Raw genomic sequence first — 19466 nt, forward strand, 5'->3', positions numbered from 1 at the left:
CCAGTGAGGGTTTGTGCAAAAGGGCGTCTCGGAAGAGACGCCTTTTTTTATACGTCACACCTGGACCTCGTCGCCCACTTGGAGATAACTGCCCGGCCGCGCATCCACAATCGCGTTTTGTCCGAACACAACACCGATATCTGTCATCCGGTAGGAGGCGAGCGTGCGCCCAGGCTCCAAAAACCGCTCTCCCGATCGCTGATCCACATTCGGCATAGGACACCGCGTGCACGGTTTCACCAGCGCAAGTCGCACGTCGCCAATCACGATCAACTCGGTGACGTCTTCATCGAATGCTTCCCAGTCACCCGCTATGACGATGTTGGGCCGGAAACGGTCCATCGGCACAGGAGATTCGCCTCGCGATTGCAGGCGGGCATTGAGGTCATCCAGCGACGCTTGGTTCGTGACGAGCAGCGGAAATCCATCCGCGAACCCAAAGCAGTGATCGCCCTCGAATCCCTGCGCCGCATCCGGGTTCGCCGCCCGCCAGCGGTCTACCCACTCCGAGCTGGCGGCACGTTCCGCTTGGGTATCGATTTTGTAGAGCTTGCACGGCACGCCCAGCAACTCGCTTAACCATGCCGCGGCTTCGGCGCTTTCTTCGCGAGCCGGGACCTTGTCTTTCCACACCGCGATGGATTGTGTGGCTCCGTGTAGTTCGGAGCCATCCAGGGCAATGTTCATCACCGGCATGCCAGGGGCGTGCAGTTCAAGATGCGTCTCGCTGATCGACGGTCGCACGCGTGCCATGGCGGGCCACTGTCGTTGCGTCATGAATTGCCCGTGCTCGGTCACGACCATCCAGCGGCGGTCGTGCCGCAGTCCTGCGCGGTCAATGGGCGATCGTTGCAGGTCGATCGCCGCGCAGGATTTAACGGGATAAATATGCAAACTGACGATGCGTGCAGTCATGATGCTGAGTCGGGCTCATCGTTAAAAGACGAGCCCGAGCTTAACATTGAGACTATTGCTTGGCACGCAGCTGTTGCAGGGCTTGCAGCGCCTGTTGCAGGGTTCTCTCGATGTCGGCCAACGACGGGGGTGATGGCGAATCCGCAGCATTGCTCTGCGGCATGCTCGACGCGGTCAGGGCCACGGCGTCATTGACGGCCGGCAAGGAAGCTTGCACGCGTTCCCCCGCTGGCGTCACGTCTACGTCGAAGACGAGCTTTTCGCCCCGATGCCAGGTGGTGAACCATTCGAGCGGGCGCCCGTATTGATCGAAGCCCTGCCCTTCCAACATCAGCAGCGGGCTACGTGTAGAGACTTCCAGCGCCCGCGACAATGCCGCGTCCGCACCCACCGCGCGGATGCGATTGCGACCGCGTCCCGGGTGCAGCCCATAGTGCTGGACCAAGGTGCGATGCAGCGACGCGTCTTCCAACTGGTTAGCCGTCAATTCGGGCAAACGTTCGCGCGGCAACCACGTGCGCACAAACGCCAGCGGCTCGGCATCCACGCGGCGTAGGCGTTCCAATAGCCACGTGTCATCGGAATTAAAAAACGCCGCGACTTCGGCCGGTGGCGGCGTCGCCACCAAGCGCAGCACTTGGGTGCGCAGGGTCGTGCCGGTACTGGCGAACTGCTCGTATAGACCGGTAGAGCGTTGCACCATGCGCCGATGTTCGACGGGTGGCGCGATGGTCGCGGGTCGCCCCGGTTCACGACGAATCAGCCCTTCCGCGACCAGCGCGGCCAGCGCTTGCCGCACCACGCTGCGGGCCACGCCGAATTGCCGACACAGCGTCGATTCGCTCGGCAAAGCCGTGCCGGTGGCGAGCTGACGCAGCCCGATATCGCGCCGCAGCGCCTCAGCAAGCTGAGCGTGCAGCGGAAGCTCGCTAGTGCGATCTAGTAGCGCGTCGGGCTTAGGCCTGGCTGCCATGCACTCAACCCCCGGTGGTCGAGCGCGCGGTCTCCCACACTTGATGCCATCCCGGTGCCAGATGCGCGGCGCGTTCAGCGGCCAGCACCAAGCTGTCTTCACGTGCAATGCCCTTGCCCGCGATATCGAATGCCGTGCCGTGGTCAACCGACACGCGTACCACCGGCAGGCCGACGGTGATGTTCACGCCATCATCGCCGTAGACCGACTTAAACGGCGCATGCCCTTGATCGTGGTAGCAGGCGATCACGAACTTCCACTTGCCGCGCACGGCTTGCGGGAACAGGGCATCGGCCGGGATCGGGCCGGCGGCGAGGATGCCGGCGGCATTGGCTTCGGCCACGGCGGGGGCCAGAATCTCGGCGTCTTCGGTGCCGAAGATGCCGTTTTCACCGGCATGCGGATTCAGACCGGCCACGGCCACCGGCTCGTCGCTACGGCCAAGGGCACGAGCAAAGGAACCGGCCAGACGCAGCACCGCGCGCATGCGCTGCGGATTGACGTCTTCGATCGCCTGGCGCAACGAGACGTGCGTGGTCGCATGGAAAATGTACAGATCGCCGGCCGACAACACCAGCGAGAAAGTCTTCACGCCAAATTCATGAGCGAGCAGTTCGGTATGGCCGGGCCATTTATGGCCGCCCATGTGCATGGCGGCCTTATTCAGAGGCGCGGTCACGATGCCGTCGATACGGCCTTGGCGTGCCAGCTCACAAGCGGTCGTGACGAAACGCACGGAACCCGCGCCTGCGTCGGCGCTGAGTTGGCCGTACGGCACATGTTCGAGCGACGGGCCAGCCTGGATCACTTCGATCACGCCGGGTTCGTTTTGGACCTGTTCCGGGCCTTCGACCACACGCACGCGCGACGCGTCCGCGCCCAGCGCTTGCGCGGCCTTGCGCAATGCGGCTGCATCGCCTACGACCACCAGACGGGCGCGCTGGCGCAGGTCGTCATGGCCGAGCAGCATCTTGGCGGTGATCTCGGGACCGATACCCGCCACGTCGCCCAGCGTCACCGCCAGGAGGGGAGTACGAGTAGGATTTGCGTCTTGCGTCATGATTAGAACCTCCGTTCACGGACTGCTCGCGCAGCCCGGATCAATACATCGTCAGTGCCAAAGCCACCGGCCTTGGTCACAATGGGCAGGCCTGCGGCCGGCCCACCGGTCAACGTGCCCAAAGGCACGCCACCAGTCACTTCGTCTACCAACGCGATGCCGCCCGCTTGCAGGTCGTTCAGGACCGCGCTGGCGCCATCGCCGCCGGTGGCCACCACACCGGCCACCGTCCGCGTACCCAATAGCTTGGATACCGCGACCTGAACCGGCTCGACGGTGGTATCCCGTCCGGCTTCTTGGGACAAGGCAGGCAAATGGCCACGTATCAGTCGGCCAGCCAATTCGCCCAGGCGCCCAGCGACCTTGTCGGAATCCAGGCCGTCCATCCGGCCTTCCGGAGCTAGCAACAGCCAGATGCGCTCCGCGGGCTGTTGTTCCGCCTCGGCAAATACGGCGTCCGACCATTCAGCCCAGGCGGCGTCATCGGCCAGTTGCGCGAGCGTGGGCGACCAGATTTTGGCGCCATCGGCCTGCAAGGCGGCGGCTTGACGACGCGACGCGCTGTGCTGCGAGGTCACCACCACGAGCACCGCGCCCTGCGTCTCGGCGCCGGCCCACAGGCGAGCCAGCGGCGCAGCCAGGCCGCCCGAGCCCACCGGCAGCGCACGTTCGCCGATCAAGGCGATCGCATGCGCCAGACGGTCCATGTCTTGCGGCGTGGTGGCGTCCACCACGACCACGTCACCGGCGGCGACGATACGATCCGCGAGTGATCGCGGCGATTCATTCGCCTGCACTTCGATTTGGGCACCGCCCAAGAGCGTCGGAATATGGCTTTCGGTGACGGGCGTCACCGGGTCCGTCGCGGCGGATGTCTCCGTCACGGGTTTGTCGTTCACATACAGCACACCACCGCGCACGGTACGCCCCGTGTCAGGAAACGCGGGACATACCACCGCGATGGCGTCTTCGCGCCACGCCTGACGCGCGGCATCGATTTCGGCTTTGAACGCGCCGCGCAAGGTCGAGTCGACCTTTTTGTACAGCCGCTTGACGCCAGCCTGGCGCAAGGCGGCCACGTCTTCGCGCACGACCGCGGCTGCCTCTGCCGCAGGCAGCGCGCGGCTATGCGTTGTCACGGCAACGACCTCTGCCTCGCTAGCCGCAGGGTCGGCCAGCGCCTGTTTAGCGCGACCCACCGACAGCTGTGTGGGCCATCCAGAGCGGACGAACTGCACGGCGGTATCGCCGGAGCCCGTCAGATCATCTGCGACGATAGCGATGAACAAAGTCACATTTACACCTTCGCGTCGGGCACGAGCGCTTCTTTGTCGCCCATCATTGCCGCGACATCATCGGCGGGCTTGAGCTCGCCAGCACGCTTGAGGAAGTACGACGCCAGCACCGGCGCCAGGATCGAGCTGATCAACACGCAGGCGGCGACCTGGGCGGTGGCGGTGGCCACATATTGCTGCAGCGAAGGATCGGCAGCGGCAACAACGGCCGGAGTCGCAATCGCATTACCCGCAGTGGTACCGGCGGCGAAACCGATACCGCTCTTGCCGCCACGGCGGAGGATAAAGCGATAGCCGAGGTAAACCAGGAAACCCGTGATCGGGCTGATCAACAGGCCCAGGATAATCCCGGTCATGCCGCCAGACAGCACAGCGCCCAGGTTGATGCCCGTACCCAGTGCAAAAGCGAAGAAAGGAATCACGATATTGGGCACGGGCTTGAGCACGTTGCGCCATTGCACGTCCAGGTTACCCACCAAGACACCCAGCAGGAACGGGATGAGCGCCGCGACCAGCGCGATCAGCGGAATGTCCGCCAAACCCGAAGCGCCCAGGAACAACATGCTGAAGAACGGGCCATCGTTCACCGCACTGGCGACGTAGGCGCCACGATCACGGCTATCGCCGTATTGACCGGTGTACGCCAGCCACAGACCGCCGTTGCTGTTGTCGAACGCGGCCAGCATGGCCAGGATCGACACGCCCCAGATGCCATCCAGCCCGACAAAGCTGCCCAGGATGATGATCAGCGTCGCGGGCACGATGGTCTTCATCAACAGGATGGTACCGGCGGTCGCCAGGATCGGACCGCCTGTGCGCATGTTTACTTGCGTACCAGTGGCGAAAATCAACAGCGCGATCAAGGGCATGGCGCTGTTCTTAAACAGCGCAGTGGTGAAGCTACCGATCGCCAACGCCTCGGGCGCGAACGTCCCGATCAAGGAGCCCAGGATCAACGGCAGCAACATCAACCCGCCCGGGATCTTCAACATCGCCGAGAACATGGGGAAACGAGAAACTTCGGAGTTCATGAGAGTGCGTCTCCAACGCTTATGTTGTAGCTCGGCTCCGTCCGCCGGAAACCTTTGCCAGTTGTTAAAAACGCGTAGTGTACATCCGTTACGTACAAGCTGTACGTACAACCTAATTCTCAGCCATTTACGTAGGGTTAAAACGACACGGCGCCCGGAAAGCAAAACGGGCGGCAATCTTCTGATTGCCGCCCGTTACTCAGGCATGGCCTGAGGGGCACTCACTGCAGCCCATGGCGATCGGACTGCGGTGAACAAGCACCATCACTGCACCAGCTTTAACTTATCCAAAGGCGTGACCGCCTTGAATGCTTGGCGCGTAGCGATGTGCTCCGGGCGTGGGCTCAGCCCATATTTAGGCGCCCCCAGCGTGTTCTCCATGCTGTTATAGACCATGAACACATTTGAGCGCGGCCAGGGCGAGATATTGCTGTTCGAGCCGTGCATCGTATTGCAGTCGAAGAAAATCACCGAACCCGCTTTCGCGGTCATGGTGCGAATACCGCCCTGCTCGACTAGCAACTGCAGGCTGACGGGGTCAGGAACGCCGTATTCTTGTTTCTTCAACGATTGCTTGTAATGCTCACGCGGCGTCTCACCGACACACGAAATGAACTGACGATGTGAACCCGGCACCAGCATCAGCGGCCCGTTGCACTCGTTGTTGTCCGTCAGCAGCACCGAGCAGCTCAGCGCGCGCATCGACGGCATCCCGTCTTCCACGTGCCACGTCTCGAAATCCGAGTGCCAATAGAACTCTTTACCCTTGAAGCCGGGCTTCATATTGGCGCGCGACTGATGGATATACACTTCGGAACCCAGAATCTGCCGCGCGACGTTGCACAGCCGTGGGTCACGCGTCAGGCGACCGAGCATGGCATTGAGCACATGCACCCGGAAAATAGAACGCACGGCGTTGCTACCGGGTTCGGTAATCGCCTCTTCACGGCGCACAATCGCGGGATCACGCGTCATGCGACCGACTTCAGCGACCAGCGCTTGGACTTCCTCGTCGGAGAACACGTTCTCCAAGAGCAGAAATCCGTCACGATCGTAGCTCTCGACTTGATCAGTCGTCAGAGCGTTTGCATAATCACCGCCACCGTAGACCACGGGGTCCTGGCGCGCGATGATGGCGGAGCTTCGATCCGTACGTGAGGCGTACGGATCCTGAGCAGGTGAGATCATCAATAGCCTCCTGTTAGGTGTTGAGCCTTAAGCGGCTTCGGTGGTTTCGGCGGCCAGCGCGTAGACACCTTCGGCGTCGTGCACTTCTTGCCCGGTCAGCGGGGGATTGAACACGCAGATGACACGCAGCGGCTCCTTACCGCCACACAGCCAATGCTCGTCGTGCTCATTGAGCGCATACACCACACCCGGGCCGAGGTCATATTTCTTGCCGTCGGCAATGGTTTCGATCGAACCATCACCCTCAATGCACCAGACGGCTTCGAGGTGGTTCTTGTAGTGAATGTGGGTGCGGCCACCCGGGAAAATGGTGGTCTCGTGAAAGGAGAAGCCCATGCCGTCCTTCTTGAGCAAGACGCGGCGGCTGACCCAGGTATCGGTACGAACTTCGTCCGGGGTTCCAATCACATCTTTCACATTGCGTACGATCATCGACGTTTTCCTCCAAATTTGAGAACACGGGCACTTTGCCCAGATTCACCCAACGCTTCCGCCACGGACGCTTCGATCGTTTCCAAACCGCGTGTGAGCAGTTCGTCTTCGATCGTCAACGCGGGCAAGAGCTTCAGCACTTCGTCCTGCGCGCCGGACGTTTCGATCACGACACCGCGCTTGAACGCTTGGTGGGCGATACGGTTGGCCAGTGCTGGCTCTGCGGTTGCGACCAGGCCTTGAATCAAGCCGCGGCCACGCACCGCCAAGCCTGCGTCCGGGAAGCTGTGGGCCAGGTTTTCCAGCCAATCGCGCACGATGCGCTCCTTGCGCTGGACTTCGCTCGCGAACGCATCGCTGGCCCAGTAGGTGTCCAGCGCCTGCGTCGCGGTAACGAACGCGAGGTTGTTGCCGCGGAACGTCCCGCTATGGGCGCCGGGTTTCCAGATATCGAGCTCCGGACGCATCATCACCAGCGACATCGGCAAACCGAAACCAGAGAGCGACTTCGATAGCGTAATGATGTCGGGACGGATGCCTGCCGACTCGAAACTGAAGAAGTTGCCCGTACGGCCACAACCCACTTGAATGTCATCGACGATCAACAGCATGTCGTGACGACGGCACAGCTTCTCGAGTTCCTTTAGCCAACGCAGCGTCGCGACGTTGACACCACCCTCGCCTTGCACCGTCTCGACGATGACGCCGGCGGGTTTATCCAGGCCACTGCTCGGGTCTTCGAGCATGCGCTCGAGATAAGTGATGGTGTCGACGTCAGGACCGAAATAACCGTCATAGGGCATGAAGGTCGTGTTGCCCAATGCGTAGCCGGCCGCGTCACGGAACTTCATATTGGCCGTCGCGGCCAGCGATCCGCCACTGACGCCATGGAATCCATGCGTGAACGAAATGATGTTGGATCGTCCCTTCACCTGACGCGCGATTTTCAGCGCGGCCTCGACGGCATTGGTGCCAGTCGGGCCAGTGAACTGCAGGGTGTATTGCCAATTGCGCGGCTTAAGCAGCACACGGTCGACCGTTTCCAGGAACTGCTTCTTGGCGGTCGTAGCCATGTCCAGGCCGTGAACAACGCCATCGGCCTCGAGGTACTCCAGCAACTTCTCTTTGAAGACAGGGTTGTTATGCCCGTAGTTCAAGGTCCCGGCACCGCTGAAAAAGTCGATGTATTCACCGCCCTCTTCGTCGATCAGGACTGACCCTCGTGCCTGCTTGAATATCACCGGAAATGACCGGATGTAGCCACGCACCTCCGACTCCATCCGGTCAAAGATTTTCAAGTCCATAGAATCCTCCCTTCGTCTCGTTAAATGAAAAACGTCGCCCACCCACCTTGGAAAGCCAGGTGGTTCAACGTCCTCGGTCCAACAACCGCAGACGCGCTACTCGGGACGCAACGCGAAAGGGCCGATCTTCAGCAGCATCTCGTCGTCATGGTCGGCGCCACCGAATAACTGCCGATCAAAGAACGGCTGTTCGGAGATATGCGCACCCAATTCGGCGGCGAGGCCGGTAAACGTGCGGCGCGAAGCCTGGTTATCAGGCCCGACCGTGGTTTCGAGATGGCGAATGTGCTTGAGCTCGTCGCGGCGCAACAGCTCTTGCAGCATGGCGCGGCCTAAACGTTGGCCGCGTGCTCGGGCGTGCACAGCGACCTGCCAGACGAAAATGACGTCAGGCTTGGCCGGCGGCACATAAGCGGAGATAAACCCATCGATGCTGCCGCCGGCGCTCTCGGCAACCACGCAAGTGGCGGCAAAATGCTCGCAAAGCAGCAGATAGGCATATAAAGAGTTCACATCGAGCGGGGGGCACTCGGTGATCAATCGGTGCAGCGCGGCGCCATCAGCGCGCCGCGGCTGGCGAAATTGCAGCGAAGGCGCGCTAGCGCTGGCCGGCTGCACGGCCGAAGCATCGTTAGAGGTGGCTAGGTCAGGCCCCCTCATACGACCAACCCCGATTCCGGCGGCGTATCGCCCGCCGGCAAGTCCAGGATCGGCGACGTGGTGTCGCCATGCGGTTCAGCCACCCGGCTGTCTCGTTCAATCAAAGTCACTATGCGCTCCAATGCCAACGTAATCGTGGCTTGTTCTAACTCCGGCAAGGCATTCAGGCCTTCGGCCAGGTGTTTCTGCAGCGGCGAAGGCGATGTCGCCTCCAATTCGCGACCGGCGTCGGTAGCCGATACAAACACAATCCGGCGATCCTCGCGGCCACGTTCGCGGCGCACCAGGCCTTTGTCCTCCAAGCGATCCAAGATACCCACGACCGTACTCGGACTGACGTGGATCTCCCGGCTTATCGCGGTCGCCGTCATCGGACCATTAGCAATTACCGTGCGCAGACACATCAGCTGCGGCGCGGTGATATGGCTGACCGCCGCCAGCTGGCGCGAATGCAGCGCGATCGCCCGCGTAATGCGGCGTAGCGCCCGCAAAATGCGCAGGTCGTACTGCTGGGTCGAATCGGACGGAGTTACGTTGTTCATGACAGGAATATGTTCAGTAGGATTCATTTCTACTCAAATGATTCTACCCAAATAGTAAGCGCCGTAATGGGTAGGGTCAAACAAATATGTTGTGACAATTGAGTGAGATAGTGCCAACTTCACGGGAGAAGACGGCGATTTCCCTCGAGAATTTGCTCAGAATTGGCACTATCTTTTAGTTACAAACGCAGGATTTGACGTTCGTTAAGTCCGATATTGTGACCAACTGTGAGGGAAGAAGGAAACAGGCGATGGACTTGAAGGCACAGTAGGCCCGCGTCCCACACGGACGCGCTAATCGCCGGATTCGCCGGCATTTCCATTGTCCTAGTACTCCAAAGGAGTTTTGCATGAGCCAGACAGCTAAACCCACGATGAGCAAGACAAACACCTTAGGAATGGTAGCCGCGGGCGCTATTGTCGCCTTGGCAGCCGCTCTGCCCCTGACCGCCGCGGCCCAACAGGCCGATTACGGTAGCCGCAGCGACACTAGCGCCGAGGGTCGTAAGAGCTGCGCCCGCAAGGGCTGCGCTGTGGACTTCTCCGGTGGTGCTGCTGGCCAGGCCTATAAGCCTGTCCAGGAACGCAAAACCTCCGGTTCGGCTGCGTTCGATACGAGCACGCAGGAGTCGGGACTGGTTGGCAAGATCCGTCGCGTCATCCGTAAATTTTGATTTGCCTTGTCTGTCGCGTCTGGGCGCAGCGCGCCGTTTTGAACAAACGGCGCTCCAGGCCTCGCGGCTGACGTTCGGCATTGGGCCCCTAAAGGGGCTTAGACCTTGCTCGTTCATCGTGAGACTGTGACTGTCGTCACGCTGTGGCGCGCTCCCCCTGGGGCGTCGCCACAGTCCGGCAAGGCTTCGCGTCCGTGCGAGTCTAGGCTTCGCCGCGCGCGACCGGTCGCGAGGGGTCGCTGCACCATTCGCTCCACGACCCCGGATACAAACGCGCGCCATTCAGGCCCGCGATTTCCATGGCCAGCAAATTATGGCAAGCCGTGATGCCCGAGCCGCACTGATGCACGATCGTCGCCGGCTCCCGTCCGCCCAATAAAGCCGTGAATTCGGCACGCAATTGTTCGGGACGCTTGAAATGCCCGTCCGCTTGCAAGTTCTCGCCATTGGGGCGATTCAGAGCGCCCGGAATATGGCCGGCCACCGGGTCCATGGGCTCGACTTCGCCACGGAAACGATTAGCCGCACGTGCGTCGATAACAGTAAACCGCGGGTCCGAGATATTGGCCAGCACCGCATCGGCATCGACGGTTTCGACCAGGGGCGGAGCGAGCAACGAGGGACTTTCCGTCTGTTCGGCATAAGCCTCAGTGGCGGGAAGCGAGGCATTCGGCGCTGTGTCATGGCTGACCGGCAGGCCAGCACCCTGCCACGCCTGCCAGCCGCCGTCCAGCACGGCGACGCGCTCATGACCCAGCCAGCGCAGCATCCACCATAGATGCGCGGCGTACATGCCACCACTGGCATCGTAGGCAACCACGAAGGTCTCGGGCCTCACACCATGGGCTTCAAAAAGCGCGGCCAGTTGCTCGCGCGTGGGCAAGGGATGGCGCCCATTTTTGCCCGTACGAGGCGCCGCCAGTTCTGTCTCGTGATCCAGATACCGCGCGCCGGGAATATGCCCCTGCTCGTAGGCGCGGCGCCCGGCCGCATGGTCCATCAGGTCGTGTCTGACATCGAACACACGCACGTTGGGATCATCAAACATGCCAGCCAACGCGGCCGTTGTAATCAAGGTCGTTGTCATAATCGTTATGGGTTGGAAAACAAGCAGACAGCGTACATCGCTGGCCGCCGTCTCACCAAGCGAAATGTAACGGCGAGGCCGCTTTAGCTTTCCGCCGGCAGGCGCATGGTGCGCCATACCGAGAGCAACCCGGCCGCGATAATCAACCCCATCCCCGCCCAGGCCAGCCAATCCAGCTGGTCGCCCCATAGGCCCATGCCCAACAGCGCGGCAAATATGATGGTGGTGTACTGCAACGCCGCGGTCAGCAATGCCGACCCCACGCCGAACGCGCGCGTCATCGTTAACTGACCCAAGAGCCCCGCCAGCCCGATGCCGACCAACGCGGCATAACCCTGCCACGAGTCCAAGCCCCAGCCATCGAGAGCCAGCCCGATCGCGCTACTCAAACAGACACCCACCGAGAAAAACAAGACAGTGCGCCATTCGGCCTCGCCCACCCGACCGAGTTGCCGGATTTGCAACATCGCCACGGCGGAGGCGGCGCCAGCGACTAGCCCCAGCGCCGCCGCCAGCCACTGATCTGGATTGATGCTGGGCCGCAAAATGGCGATCACGCCCGCGAAGCCCAATGCCACGGCCAGAATACGGATCGGGTCGCGCTGCGCCCCACCCCAACCCAGCATCCAGGCCGCGATAAATAGCGGAGCGGTGTAATTCAGGCTGGTAGCCGTGGCCAAGGGCAAGTGCGCGATGGCGAAAAAGCCCAGCCACATCGATGAAATCCCGGCCACGTTGCGCCATAAATGCAGCTTCCAGCTAACCGGGACGATGGATTGCCGCGCGGCTCTCGCCCAAATCAGCAGGACCACGACCGAGGGGAAACCGCGGAATAAGACGATCTGCGGCAAGGACGCACCGTACTCGGTGGCCATTTTTACAAATGACCCCATCAGGGCAAACATGGCCGAAGCGACCAACATCCAAAGAGCCTGCATGGGGAGGCGCGAGCAGAAGAATGGAAGACGGGAAAACGCTACTATACTCCCCGTCCGAAAAAACAACATTGGCCCGCTGGGAACTGGCTCGCCTCGTTACCAGTCAAAAGAGGCCCTCATCGCTCGCAGAGGAAACTAAACCGCATGAAACGCATTTTTCTGTTCGTCCTCACCAACTTGGCGGTCATCGTGGTGCTGTCGGCCACGCTGCGCATCTTGGGCGTGGACCGCATCATTACGGCCCAGGGCATGGATGTCCAGAAGCTGTTGGTCTTTTCCGTCGTCGTCGGCTTTACCGGGGCGATCATTTCGCTCTTGATCAGCAAGCCCATGGCCAAGTGGAGCACGGGTGCGCAGGTGATCGACCCGAACAATCCGCGCGGCGGCCGTGAAGCGTGGTTGGTCGACACGGTGTATCAGCTCGCTGATCGCGCCGGCATCGGGCACCCGGAAGTCGCCATTTATGAAGGCCCTCCCAACGCGTTTGCGACCGGTGCTTTCAAGAACGACGCCCTGGTGGCCGTGTCCACGGGCTTGCTAGACAGCATGACGGAGGAAGAAGTCGCCGCTGTCCTGGGTCACGAGGTCGCCCACATCGCCAATGGCGACATGGTGACGCTGACGCTGATCCAAGGCGTGGTGAACACCTTCGTCGTCTTCCTGGCGCGCATCGTCGGTTACTTCATCGACCGCACCATATTCAAGAACGAGCGCGGTGTCGGGGTGGGGTATTACGTGACGGTCATCGTCTGTGAAATTGCCTTCGGCATCCTGGCTTCTATTATCGTGGCCTGGTTTTCGCGCCAGCGCGAGTATCGCGCCGATGCAGGTGCGGCGCAGTTGATGGGCTCGCGTGAGCCGATGATGCGCGCATTAGCCCGCTTGGGCGGCCTGGAGCCCGGCGATCTGCCGAAGAACTTCGAGGCTTCGGGCATTGCGGGCAAAGGTGGTGTGGCCGCGCTGTTCGCCTCGCACCCGCCGATTCAGAACCGTATCGCCGCGCTGCAGCGCATGCGCGTCGCCTGATGGCAACCGGCCCGTCCCGCAACGCGCGGAACGGGCCTGGCCTGATGTTCAGGCGTTTCAGTCGAGCGTCAGAACCGTCGCGCCGGTCGTCTTACGCGACGCCAGCGCGGCATGCGCCTCGCCAACTTCGGCCAACGTATAACGTTGATCAATGCGGACCTTGATCTTTTTCTTAGTCACCAGATCGAACAATTCTTTGGCCGCCGCCGCCAGCTTTTCCGGCGTATTCACGTGCACGCCCAACGAGGGGCGCGTGACATAGAGGCTGCCTTTCTGGTTCAGGATAGCCAGGTCGACGCCCTTCACCGGCCCCGACGCGTTGCCAAAGCTGACCATCAATCCGCGCGGCTCGATGCAGTCAAGGGAAGCTTCCCAGGTGTCTTTGCCGACGCCGTCGTAGACCACGGGGACTTTCTTGCCGCCCGTCAACTCAAGCACGCGTTCCACCACATTCTCGCGCGAGTAGTCGATGGTTTCCCACGCGCCGTGAGCCTTGGCCAGCTCCGCTTTCTCTGGGCTGGAAACCGTGCCGATCAGTTTCACGCCCAGCGCCTTGGCCCATTGGCAGGCGATCAGGCCCACGCCACCGGCGGCCGCGTGAAACAGAATGGTTTCGTGCCCTTGCAAGCGATAGGTCTGGCGGAACAGGTATTGGACGGTCAAGCCCTTGAGCATGATCGCCGCCGCCTCTTCGAAGCTGATTCCCTTGGGGATCTTGACGACTTGCGCGGCGGGTACGTTGCGCGCCTCGGCATACGCGCCCAGCGGGCTTTGACCGTAGGCGACACGATCACCAACTTTCAGATGACGCACGTCGGCGCCGACCGCCTCGACCACGCCGGCGGCCTCGAAACCCAGGCCATGCGGTAGCGGATGCGGATACAAGCCGGTACGGAAATAGATATCAATGAAGTTCAACCCGATCGCATGCTGGCGAATCGTGACCTCGTTGGGCGCGGGTGCCGACACCTCGACGTCGACGAGCTTCAGGACTTCGGGTCCACCGTGCTGTTCAATACGAATTGCCTTGACGACATTGCTGGACATACCAGCCTCCTCTGTTGAAATGAATCGCTAACCGATACGCGGCGGGACACCGCATTATTGCTTTGCTTCTTTACGCTTTCCGCCTGCCAGCGCAAAGATGCCGCATAGCACAAGCGCTGTCCCCGCAAGCTGCCACAGGGTAATGGGTTCGTCCAGCAGCCAGGCGGCCAGAAACAGCACCGATACGGGTCCGGCCATGCCGAGCAGAGACGCAGTCGGCGCGCCAATCAACGCCACGGCCCACATCAGCATGAACACCGGCGCGACAGTATTCAAAGTCGCATGCACGAATGAGTACCCATACACGCCCAAGGGCTGGCTTAGCATAGACGGCGGATGTACCACGAAAAACTGCACAATACAGGCAATACAGGACACACTCATGGCGTAAGCCACCAGTCTGGTTGCCCCGACGCGCTTGACGAGCTCGCCCGAGCAAATCAAATAAATCGAATACGTCAGCGCGGAGCCAAAGACGAACATCGCGCCTAATGCGACATTCGAACCGGCGCCCTGCGACAAATCCTGGAAAAACACTAGCACCACGCCCAGATACGAAACGATCATGGCAAACCACTGTCGCGGCGAGATAGCGCGCTTTAACCACCAAGCCGATATCAGAACGACCAGGGTCGGGGATAAAAACAGAATCAAGCGCTCCAGATTCGCCGAGACATACTGCAGCCCCAGGAAATCCAGGAAACTCGAGATGTAATAACCCAGCAGCCCCAACAAGCAAAGCTCCACCCTTTCTCGCGCAGTCAGCACCGGTAGCTCGCCACGCGCGGCGCGACGTGACTCCTTCCAGGCCATGAAGGCGAAGAACGGCAGCGAAAACAGCATGCGGAATGCGATGAGCGTCACCGCATCGATGTCATAGCGATAGGTGAGCTTGACTACAATCGCTTTGCCGGCAAATAGCACGGCCCCCAGCGTCGCTAGCAGAAAACCAAGAGTACGAGGCGAGACAAACGCAGGCAAACGAGACTGGGCGAGAGGTTTCATGCGATGATTTTATCTTTGCAGCGGCCAGAATTACCGGCTCTATTCGCATTTTTCTGCCGGCCGGATAGTGTGCCGCACGGTGTTGCCCATTCTTTTTTCCTGCCCCACGCATGACTCGCCAACGCGCTCTTGTTTATATCCATGTTGCCGCTGTGCTGTTTGGCTTGACCGGCGTATTCGGCGAAGTCATTCAAGCCAGTGCCGCACTGATCACATTAGGCCGCGCGGTTTTTGCTGTGTTGTCGCTCATGGCGTTCTCCCGCCTGCAACGCAAACGGCTCTTCAGTGCGCTGACGCCCGCTCAGCTATTTACCCTCATCATTTCCGGTGGCTTGCTGGCGGTGCACTGGGTAACTTTTTTCATTTCCGTGAAAACCGGAGGCATTGCTATTGCCACGCTGGGCTTCGCCAGTTTCCCGGCGTTTATTACGCTATTCGAAGGGCTGCTTTTCCGGGAAAAAGTGCGTGCCGCGGAGTGGGCGATTATTGGTTTGGTGACCGCTGGGCTTATTTTGGTCACGCCCTCGTTTGATCTGGCTAATGCGGGCACAGTGGGACTGGCTTGGGGCCTGCTGTCAGGGCTGGCATTTGCATTATTGGCGGTCAGCAATCGGCATTCGGCCGTCGGTCTGGACGCCATGCAGATCGCCTGCGGACAGAATATCGTCGTCGTGTTGGCAATGCTGCCTTTTGCCGCTGGCCAACTGCCTCAACTGGCGGCCATTGATCTATTCTGGATCGCGCTGTTGGGTGTTTTCTGCACCGGGTTGTCGCATTATCTGTTCGTCTCGAGTCTGGCGAAGCTCAATGCGCGCAGTGCGGGGGTGGTCATCGCGCTCGAACCCGTATACGCCATCGCGTTCGCGTGGCTGCTATTCGCGCAAGAGCCCGGGCTGCGCATGCTGGCGGGCGCGGCACTGATTATTTTGGCAATCGTCTGGTCGGGTTTACGAAAGCCTCACCCCGAGACTATGCTGGTGTAATCTGCCGGCGGCGTTTAAAACACCTGTATTGACAATATCTGCTCAGGCAATAAAATCGCGCCATGACTGCGACCCGCCCCCCTGCCGACCCGGACACTCAGACGCTCTACCGAGCGACTCCGCGCAACATTTCCGATGACAATGTCGGTTTCCTCATCAAGCAGGTCTATAACTCGATCAACCGTCAGTTGGACGCGGAAACTGCGCCATTGGGCCTGACCGCGATTCAGTGGCGGCCGATCGCCCAGTTGGCTCGCGGCCTCGCCGCGACCCCGGCCGAGCTGGCTCGTATCAACGGTGTGGACACCGGCGCGATGACGCGCACGCTGGACCGGCTGGAAACCAAAGGCCTGCTACGTCGCGTACGCAGTCACGAAGATCGCCGCGTCGTGAAAATCGAATTGACCGAGGCTGGCCTGGAGACGGCCAAAGGCATTCCCCCCTGCATTGCCCGCGTGCTGAATCGCCATCTGCGCGGATTCTCCACCGATGAAGTCGCGCAAATGCGCCATCTGCTGGGCCGCATGCTGGCAAACGGCTCAGAGGGCGGTCCGCAAGACACCTGAGATACCTGACGAAACCCTGCTGAGTTCGCGGGTACTGTGCCCAGCCTGCAGGTTTTACGACATAATCACTGCCTAGGCAGATACAGCCACGACAAACACATTCAGCAAAACGTAAGGATGAAACCTCTATTCCCCCTGGCACTTGTGCTCGCTTTGGCGGGCTGCGCGCAGATGGACGAGGCGGCAGCCCCGTTGTCGCGCCTCGATGGCGCGCAGCTCGGTTTGCAAGCCAGCGCTGTCGAATGGCCGCAGCAGCAGTGGTGGCACCGCTACGCCGATCCACAGCTCGACGCGCTGGTCGACGAGGCGCTCGCACGCAACCCGTCGATGACATCCGCGCAAGCCCGACTGGCCCAGGCCAACGCGGCCGTACGCGGCGCTCGCGCCCCGCTGATGCCGGCGGTGGATGCCAACTACGCATTGACGCGCGAACATCTCTCGAAGCATTACATTTATCAGCCCCCCATGGCGGGGTCGGTTAGCTCGGATACTCGACTCGCCTTGGATTTCAGCTATGAGCTGGATTTCTGGGGAAAAAATCGCGCCCGACTGGATGCAGCGATTTCGCAGAGCGCCGCGGCAGAGGCGGACACGCATGCTGCCCGCAATCTGCTTTCTCGCGCGGTCGTGCGCAGCTACTTGAATCTGCAAAACGCCTTCGCGCAACGCAAGGTTCTGCAGCGCATCGTGAAGCAGCGCGAGGAGGTCTTGCAATTGACCCGCGACCGGCAACGTGCGGGACTGGATACGCTAGTCGAAGTCAAACAAGCAGAATCGTCGCTGGCCGCCGCCCGTGTCGATTTAACTCAGATCGAGACGACCCTGGCGCAATTGCGCAATCAAGTCGCGGCCTTGGCCGGCACGGGTCCGGCGCGCGGACAGGCGATTCAAGAATCGGCGTTAGCCGCCCCCGCAGGCGTGGTGCCCAACGAAGTTTCGCTGGACCTTCTAGGCCACCGCCCCGATGTCGTGGCGGCACGCTGGCGAGCCGAGGCCGCACAGCGCAATATCGACGCGGCCCGCGCGGAGTTTTATCCCAATATCAATCTCGTGGCATTCGCCGGATTCCAGGCCATCGGGACGGGCAATCTGCTCGATGCGGGCAGCCGCATGGCAGGCATAGGCCCTGCGATTTCGCTACCGATCTTTCACGGCGGCGCTTTAAATGCCAACCTCGCCAGCCGGCGCGCGCAGGCCGATCTGGCGGTCTCTGACTATAACCAGGTCGTGCTTGACGCGGTGAACCAAGCCGCTGACGCCATTGTGGCCCTGCGTCTGATTGGCGAAGAACGCACGCAACAGCATCAGGCGCGCACCGCCATTGATGCGGCCTATGACTTGGCGGTGCAGCGCTATCGCGCCGGCATGGGCGACTACCTCACGGTGTTGATCGCGCAAACCAGTGTGCTGACCCAGGCACGGCTAGACACCGACCTGCAATTCCGCGCCTATCAATTAGACGCCGATCTCGCGTATGCGCTGGGCGGTGGCTATGAGCCCGCCACGGACGCACCGAATGCTTCTACTCATTGACCGTACACATCCCCGACGTCATGACTGCGACTTCTGAACATCACCCCGCCCGCAAACGCCTGCTGCTGATCGCAGCGGGTGTATTTATCGTGCTCGCCGTTCTGTATGGAATATGGTGGGCGCTTTTCGGCTCTCATGTTGAGAGCACCGACGACGCTTATGTGCATGGCAACCTCGTGCAGATCACGCCGCAAGTTCCCGGCACGGTGATCGCTATCGAGGCCGGCGATACCGAGCATGTTCAAGCCGGGCAGGCGATCATTCGTCTTGACCCCGCCGACGCCGAGGTAACGCTACGACAGGCCGAAGCACAGCTGGCACAAACAGTGCGCCAAGTGCGCACGCTGTATGTACAAAATGAATCGCTGGAGGCCGACATTCATGTGCAGCAAGCCAATATCGATCGCGCGCAGGCCGACCTGAAGCGTGCGCAAAGCGATCTGCAACGTCGGCAAACGCTCGCCAAGACCGGCGGCGTGAGTGGAGAAGAGCTGCTGCACGCGCAAACGGCGGTTAAGACCGCACAATCCGGGCTGGCACAAGCCCGGGCGTCATTGGCCGCCGCGCAAGCGCGCCTGACCACGAATCAGGCATTGACCAACGGCACCACGGTCGCCACCCATCCCGATGTGCTGCTCGCGGCTTCCAAACTGCGCGAAGCATGGCTCGCCCACGCGCGCACGGTCATCCCTGCCCCGGTAGATGGCGTCATCGCGCGCCGCAGCGTACAAGTCGGTCAGCGTGTCGCGCCTGGCGCCACGTTGATGAGCGTCGTGCCGCTGGACCAGGTCTGGGTTGAAGCGAATTTCAAGGAAGGCCAACTACGCCACATGCGGCCCGGTCAGCGTGTCACGCTGGTATCTGATCTGTATGGCAGTGACGTTACCTACCACGGCAAAATTGTGGGCCTGGATGCCGGCACGGGCAGCGCGTTTTCGCTCTTGCCCGCGCAAAATGCCACCGGCAACTGGATTAAAGTCGTGCAGCGCGTGCCGGTGCGTATCGAGCTCGATCCCAAAGAGCTTCAGGCGCATCCGTTGCGCGTCGGTTTGTCGATGGAAGTCGAAGTCGATCTGAGCCAGGCGGTGGACGAAAACGCCCCCGCGACTCCCAGGCATGAACCCGCGTGGTCCACCAAGGTCTATGCGGACACCCACGACGGCGCGGACGCCTTGATTGACCGCATCATCCAGGCCAATCTCTGATC

20 protein-coding genes are annotated in these 19466 nt (G+C 61.1%); 6 read left to right on the forward strand and 14 right to left on the reverse strand.

What is annotated here, in order from left to right; all coding sequences use genetic code 11:
* Nucleotides 1–54: 54 nt before the first annotated feature.
* The 10 genes from GOQ28_RS16195 to GOQ28_RS16240 all read right to left on the reverse strand — a co-directional run bounded on the left by GOQ28_RS16195 (nt 55) and on the right by GOQ28_RS16240 (nt 9400).
* On the reverse strand, nt 55–915 hold the full coding sequence (locus tag GOQ28_RS16195) for an MOSC domain-containing protein (protein WP_160349271.1): 861 nt from the start codon (nt 913–915) through the stop codon (nt 55–57).
* A gap of 52 nt (nt 916–967) precedes the next feature.
* Nucleotides 968–1888 carry a GntR family transcriptional regulator gene (locus GOQ28_RS16200; RefSeq protein WP_160349270.1) on the reverse strand — a complete coding sequence of 307 codons (921 nt, stop codon included), beginning with the start codon at nt 1886–1888 and terminating at the stop codon, nt 968–970.
* Between the two features lie 4 nt (nt 1889–1892).
* On the reverse strand, nt 1893–2948 hold the full coding sequence (gene pdxA / locus GOQ28_RS16205) for a 4-hydroxythreonine-4-phosphate dehydrogenase PdxA (protein ID WP_160349269.1): 1056 nt from the start codon (nt 2946–2948) through the stop codon (nt 1893–1895).
* Nucleotides 2949–2950: 2 nt separating this feature from the next.
* Complete coding sequence (gene dtnK / locus GOQ28_RS16210) at nt 2951–4243, reverse strand: D-threonate kinase (protein ID WP_160349268.1); 1293 nt, start codon at nt 4241–4243, stop codon at nt 2951–2953.
* A 2-nt stretch (nt 4244–4245) separates the two neighbouring features.
* Entirely contained in the window at nt 4246–5274 is a 1029-nt protein-coding gene (locus GOQ28_RS16215) for a 2-keto-3-deoxygluconate permease (protein ID WP_160349267.1), read from the reverse strand.
* A gap of 264 nt (nt 5275–5538) precedes the next feature.
* The gene (gene thpD, locus GOQ28_RS16220; RefSeq protein WP_160349266.1) at nt 5539–6462 is read right to left on the reverse strand and encodes an ectoine hydroxylase; all 924 of its coding nucleotides are present in this window, start codon (nt 6460–6462) and stop codon (nt 5539–5541) included.
* A 27-nt stretch (nt 6463–6489) separates the two neighbouring features.
* Nucleotides 6490–6894, reverse strand: coding sequence for an ectoine synthase (locus GOQ28_RS16225; protein WP_160357185.1), 405 nt, complete (start codon nt 6892–6894; stop codon nt 6490–6492).
* The gene (gene ectB, locus GOQ28_RS16230) at nt 6891–8198 is read right to left on the reverse strand and encodes a diaminobutyrate--2-oxoglutarate transaminase (protein WP_160357186.1); all 1308 of its coding nucleotides are present in this window, start codon (nt 8196–8198) and stop codon (nt 6891–6893) included. The genes GOQ28_RS16225 and ectB overlap by 4 nt, the downstream gene beginning before the upstream one ends.
* Before the next feature lie 96 nt (nt 8199–8294).
* Nucleotides 8295–8858, reverse strand: coding sequence for a diaminobutyrate acetyltransferase (gene ectA, locus GOQ28_RS16235; protein WP_160357187.1), 564 nt, complete (start codon nt 8856–8858; stop codon nt 8295–8297).
* Nucleotides 8855–9400, reverse strand: coding sequence for a MarR family winged helix-turn-helix transcriptional regulator (locus GOQ28_RS16240; RefSeq protein WP_160349274.1), 546 nt, complete (start codon nt 9398–9400; stop codon nt 8855–8857). The genes ectA and GOQ28_RS16240 overlap by 4 nt, the downstream gene beginning before the upstream one ends.
* A gap of 350 nt (nt 9401–9750) precedes the next feature.
* On the opposite strand from GOQ28_RS16240, the gene GOQ28_RS16245 reads away from it, so the two are divergent.
* Entirely contained in the window at nt 9751–10074 is a 324-nt protein-coding gene (locus tag GOQ28_RS16245; RefSeq protein WP_160349262.1) for a hypothetical protein, read from the forward strand.
* A gap of 202 nt (nt 10075–10276) precedes the next feature.
* Here the strand turns inward: GOQ28_RS16245 and GOQ28_RS16250 are convergent, their stop codons facing one another.
* Together GOQ28_RS16250 and GOQ28_RS16255 are read right to left on the reverse strand one after the other, a co-directional pair.
* A complete protein-coding gene (locus GOQ28_RS16250; RefSeq protein WP_160357188.1) occupies nt 10277–11161 on the reverse strand; it encodes a sulfurtransferase in 885 nt (294 codons plus the stop codon).
* Between the two features lie 83 nt (nt 11162–11244).
* The gene (locus tag GOQ28_RS16255; RefSeq protein ID WP_160349260.1) at nt 11245–12099 is read right to left on the reverse strand and encodes a DMT family transporter; all 855 of its coding nucleotides are present in this window, start codon (nt 12097–12099) and stop codon (nt 11245–11247) included.
* A 144-nt stretch (nt 12100–12243) separates the two neighbouring features.
* Between GOQ28_RS16255 and htpX the strand changes: the two genes are divergently transcribed.
* The gene (gene htpX / locus GOQ28_RS16260) at nt 12244–13125 is read left to right on the forward strand and encodes a protease HtpX (protein ID WP_160357189.1); all 882 of its coding nucleotides are present in this window, start codon (nt 12244–12246) and stop codon (nt 13123–13125) included.
* Nucleotides 13126–13182: 57 nt separating this feature from the next.
* On the opposite strand, the gene GOQ28_RS16265 is transcribed toward htpX, so the two are convergent.
* Together GOQ28_RS16265 and GOQ28_RS16270 are read right to left on the reverse strand one after the other, a co-directional pair.
* Nucleotides 13183–14172 (reverse strand): quinone oxidoreductase family protein, encoded by a 990-nt coding sequence (locus GOQ28_RS16265; RefSeq protein ID WP_160357190.1) that lies wholly within the window; start codon nt 14170–14172, stop codon nt 13183–13185.
* 54 nt (nt 14173–14226) lie between these two features.
* Nucleotides 14227–15177, reverse strand: a complete 951-nt coding sequence (locus GOQ28_RS16270; RefSeq protein ID WP_160357191.1) for a DMT family transporter — start codon at nt 15175–15177, stop codon at nt 14227–14229.
* Nucleotides 15178–15287: 110 nt separating this feature from the next.
* Here GOQ28_RS16270 and GOQ28_RS16275 point away from each other — a divergent pair, with 110 nt between their 5' ends.
* The 4 genes from GOQ28_RS16275 (at nt 15288) to GOQ28_RS16290 (ending at nt 19464) form a co-directional block, all read left to right on the forward strand.
* Entirely contained in the window at nt 15288–16160 is an 873-nt protein-coding gene (locus GOQ28_RS16275; RefSeq protein WP_160357192.1) for a DMT family transporter, read from the forward strand.
* 62 nt (nt 16161–16222) lie between these two features.
* Complete coding sequence (locus GOQ28_RS16280) at nt 16223–16726, forward strand: MarR family winged helix-turn-helix transcriptional regulator (protein WP_160349255.1); 504 nt, start codon at nt 16223–16225, stop codon at nt 16724–16726.
* Between the two features lie 117 nt (nt 16727–16843).
* Nucleotides 16844–18259: an efflux transporter outer membrane subunit gene (locus GOQ28_RS16285; protein ID WP_160357193.1), complete on the forward strand. Its 1416-nt coding sequence runs from the start codon at nt 16844–16846 to the stop codon at nt 18257–18259.
* Between the two features lie 20 nt (nt 18260–18279).
* A complete protein-coding gene (locus GOQ28_RS16290) occupies nt 18280–19464 on the forward strand; it encodes an EmrA/EmrK family multidrug efflux transporter periplasmic adaptor subunit (protein ID WP_160357194.1) in 1185 nt (394 codons plus the stop codon).
* Nucleotides 19465–19466: the final 2 nt, after the last annotated feature.

Source organism: Bordetella sp. 02P26C-1, from assembly GCF_009763255.1.
Classification (GTDB): domain Bacteria; phylum Pseudomonadota; class Gammaproteobacteria; order Burkholderiales; family Burkholderiaceae_B; genus Bordetella_A.

Bases quoted from the DNA above. Each gene is read 5' to 3' on its own strand.
- GOQ28_RS16195 (WP_160349271.1), bottom strand. From the start codon at position 915: ATGACTGCACGCATCGTCAGTTTGCATATTTATCCCGTTAAATCCTGC.
- GOQ28_RS16200 (WP_160349270.1), bottom strand. From the start codon at position 1,888: ATGGCAGCCAGGCCTAAGCCCGACGCGCTACTAGATCGCACTAGCGAG.
- pdxA (WP_160349269.1), bottom strand. From the start codon at position 2,948: ATGACGCAAGACGCAAATCCTACTCGTACTCCCCTCCTGGCGGTGACG.
- GOQ28_RS16215 (WP_160349267.1), bottom strand. From the start codon at position 5,274: ATGAACTCCGAAGTTTCTCGTTTCCCCATGTTCTCGGCGATGTTGAAG.
- thpD (WP_160349266.1), bottom strand. From the start codon at position 6,462: ATGATCTCACCTGCTCAGGATCCGTACGCCTCACGTACGGATCGAAGC.
- GOQ28_RS16225 (WP_160357185.1), bottom strand. From the start codon at position 6,894: ATGATCGTACGCAATGTGAAAGATGTGATTGGAACCCCGGACGAAGTT.
- ectB (WP_160357186.1), bottom strand. From the start codon at position 8,198: ATGGACTTGAAAATCTTTGACCGGATGGAGTCGGAGGTGCGTGGCTAC.
- ectA (WP_160357187.1), bottom strand. From the start codon at position 8,858: ATGAGGGGGCCTGACCTAGCCACCTCTAACGATGCTTCGGCCGTGCAG.
- GOQ28_RS16240 (WP_160349274.1), bottom strand. From the start codon at position 9,400: ATGAACAACGTAACTCCGTCCGATTCGACCCAGCAGTACGACCTGCGC.
- GOQ28_RS16245 (WP_160349262.1), top strand. From the start codon at position 9,751: ATGAGCCAGACAGCTAAACCCACGATGAGCAAGACAAACACCTTAGGA.
- GOQ28_RS16250 (WP_160357188.1), bottom strand. From the start codon at position 11,161: ATGACAACGACCTTGATTACAACGGCCGCGTTGGCTGGCATGTTTGAT.
- GOQ28_RS16255 (WP_160349260.1), bottom strand. From the start codon at position 12,099: ATGCAGGCTCTTTGGATGTTGGTCGCTTCGGCCATGTTTGCCCTGATG.
- htpX (WP_160357189.1), top strand. From the start codon at position 12,244: ATGAAACGCATTTTTCTGTTCGTCCTCACCAACTTGGCGGTCATCGTG.
- GOQ28_RS16265 (WP_160357190.1), bottom strand. From the start codon at position 14,172: ATGTCCAGCAATGTCGTCAAGGCAATTCGTATTGAACAGCACGGTGGA.
- GOQ28_RS16270 (WP_160357191.1), bottom strand. From the start codon at position 15,177: ATGAAACCTCTCGCCCAGTCTCGTTTGCCTGCGTTTGTCTCGCCTCGT.
- GOQ28_RS16275 (WP_160357192.1), top strand. From the start codon at position 15,288: ATGACTCGCCAACGCGCTCTTGTTTATATCCATGTTGCCGCTGTGCTG.
- GOQ28_RS16280 (WP_160349255.1), top strand. From the start codon at position 16,223: ATGACTGCGACCCGCCCCCCTGCCGACCCGGACACTCAGACGCTCTAC.
- GOQ28_RS16285 (WP_160357193.1), top strand. From the start codon at position 16,844: ATGAAACCTCTATTCCCCCTGGCACTTGTGCTCGCTTTGGCGGGCTGC.
- GOQ28_RS16290 (WP_160357194.1), top strand. From the start codon at position 18,280: ATGACTGCGACTTCTGAACATCACCCCGCCCGCAAACGCCTGCTGCTG.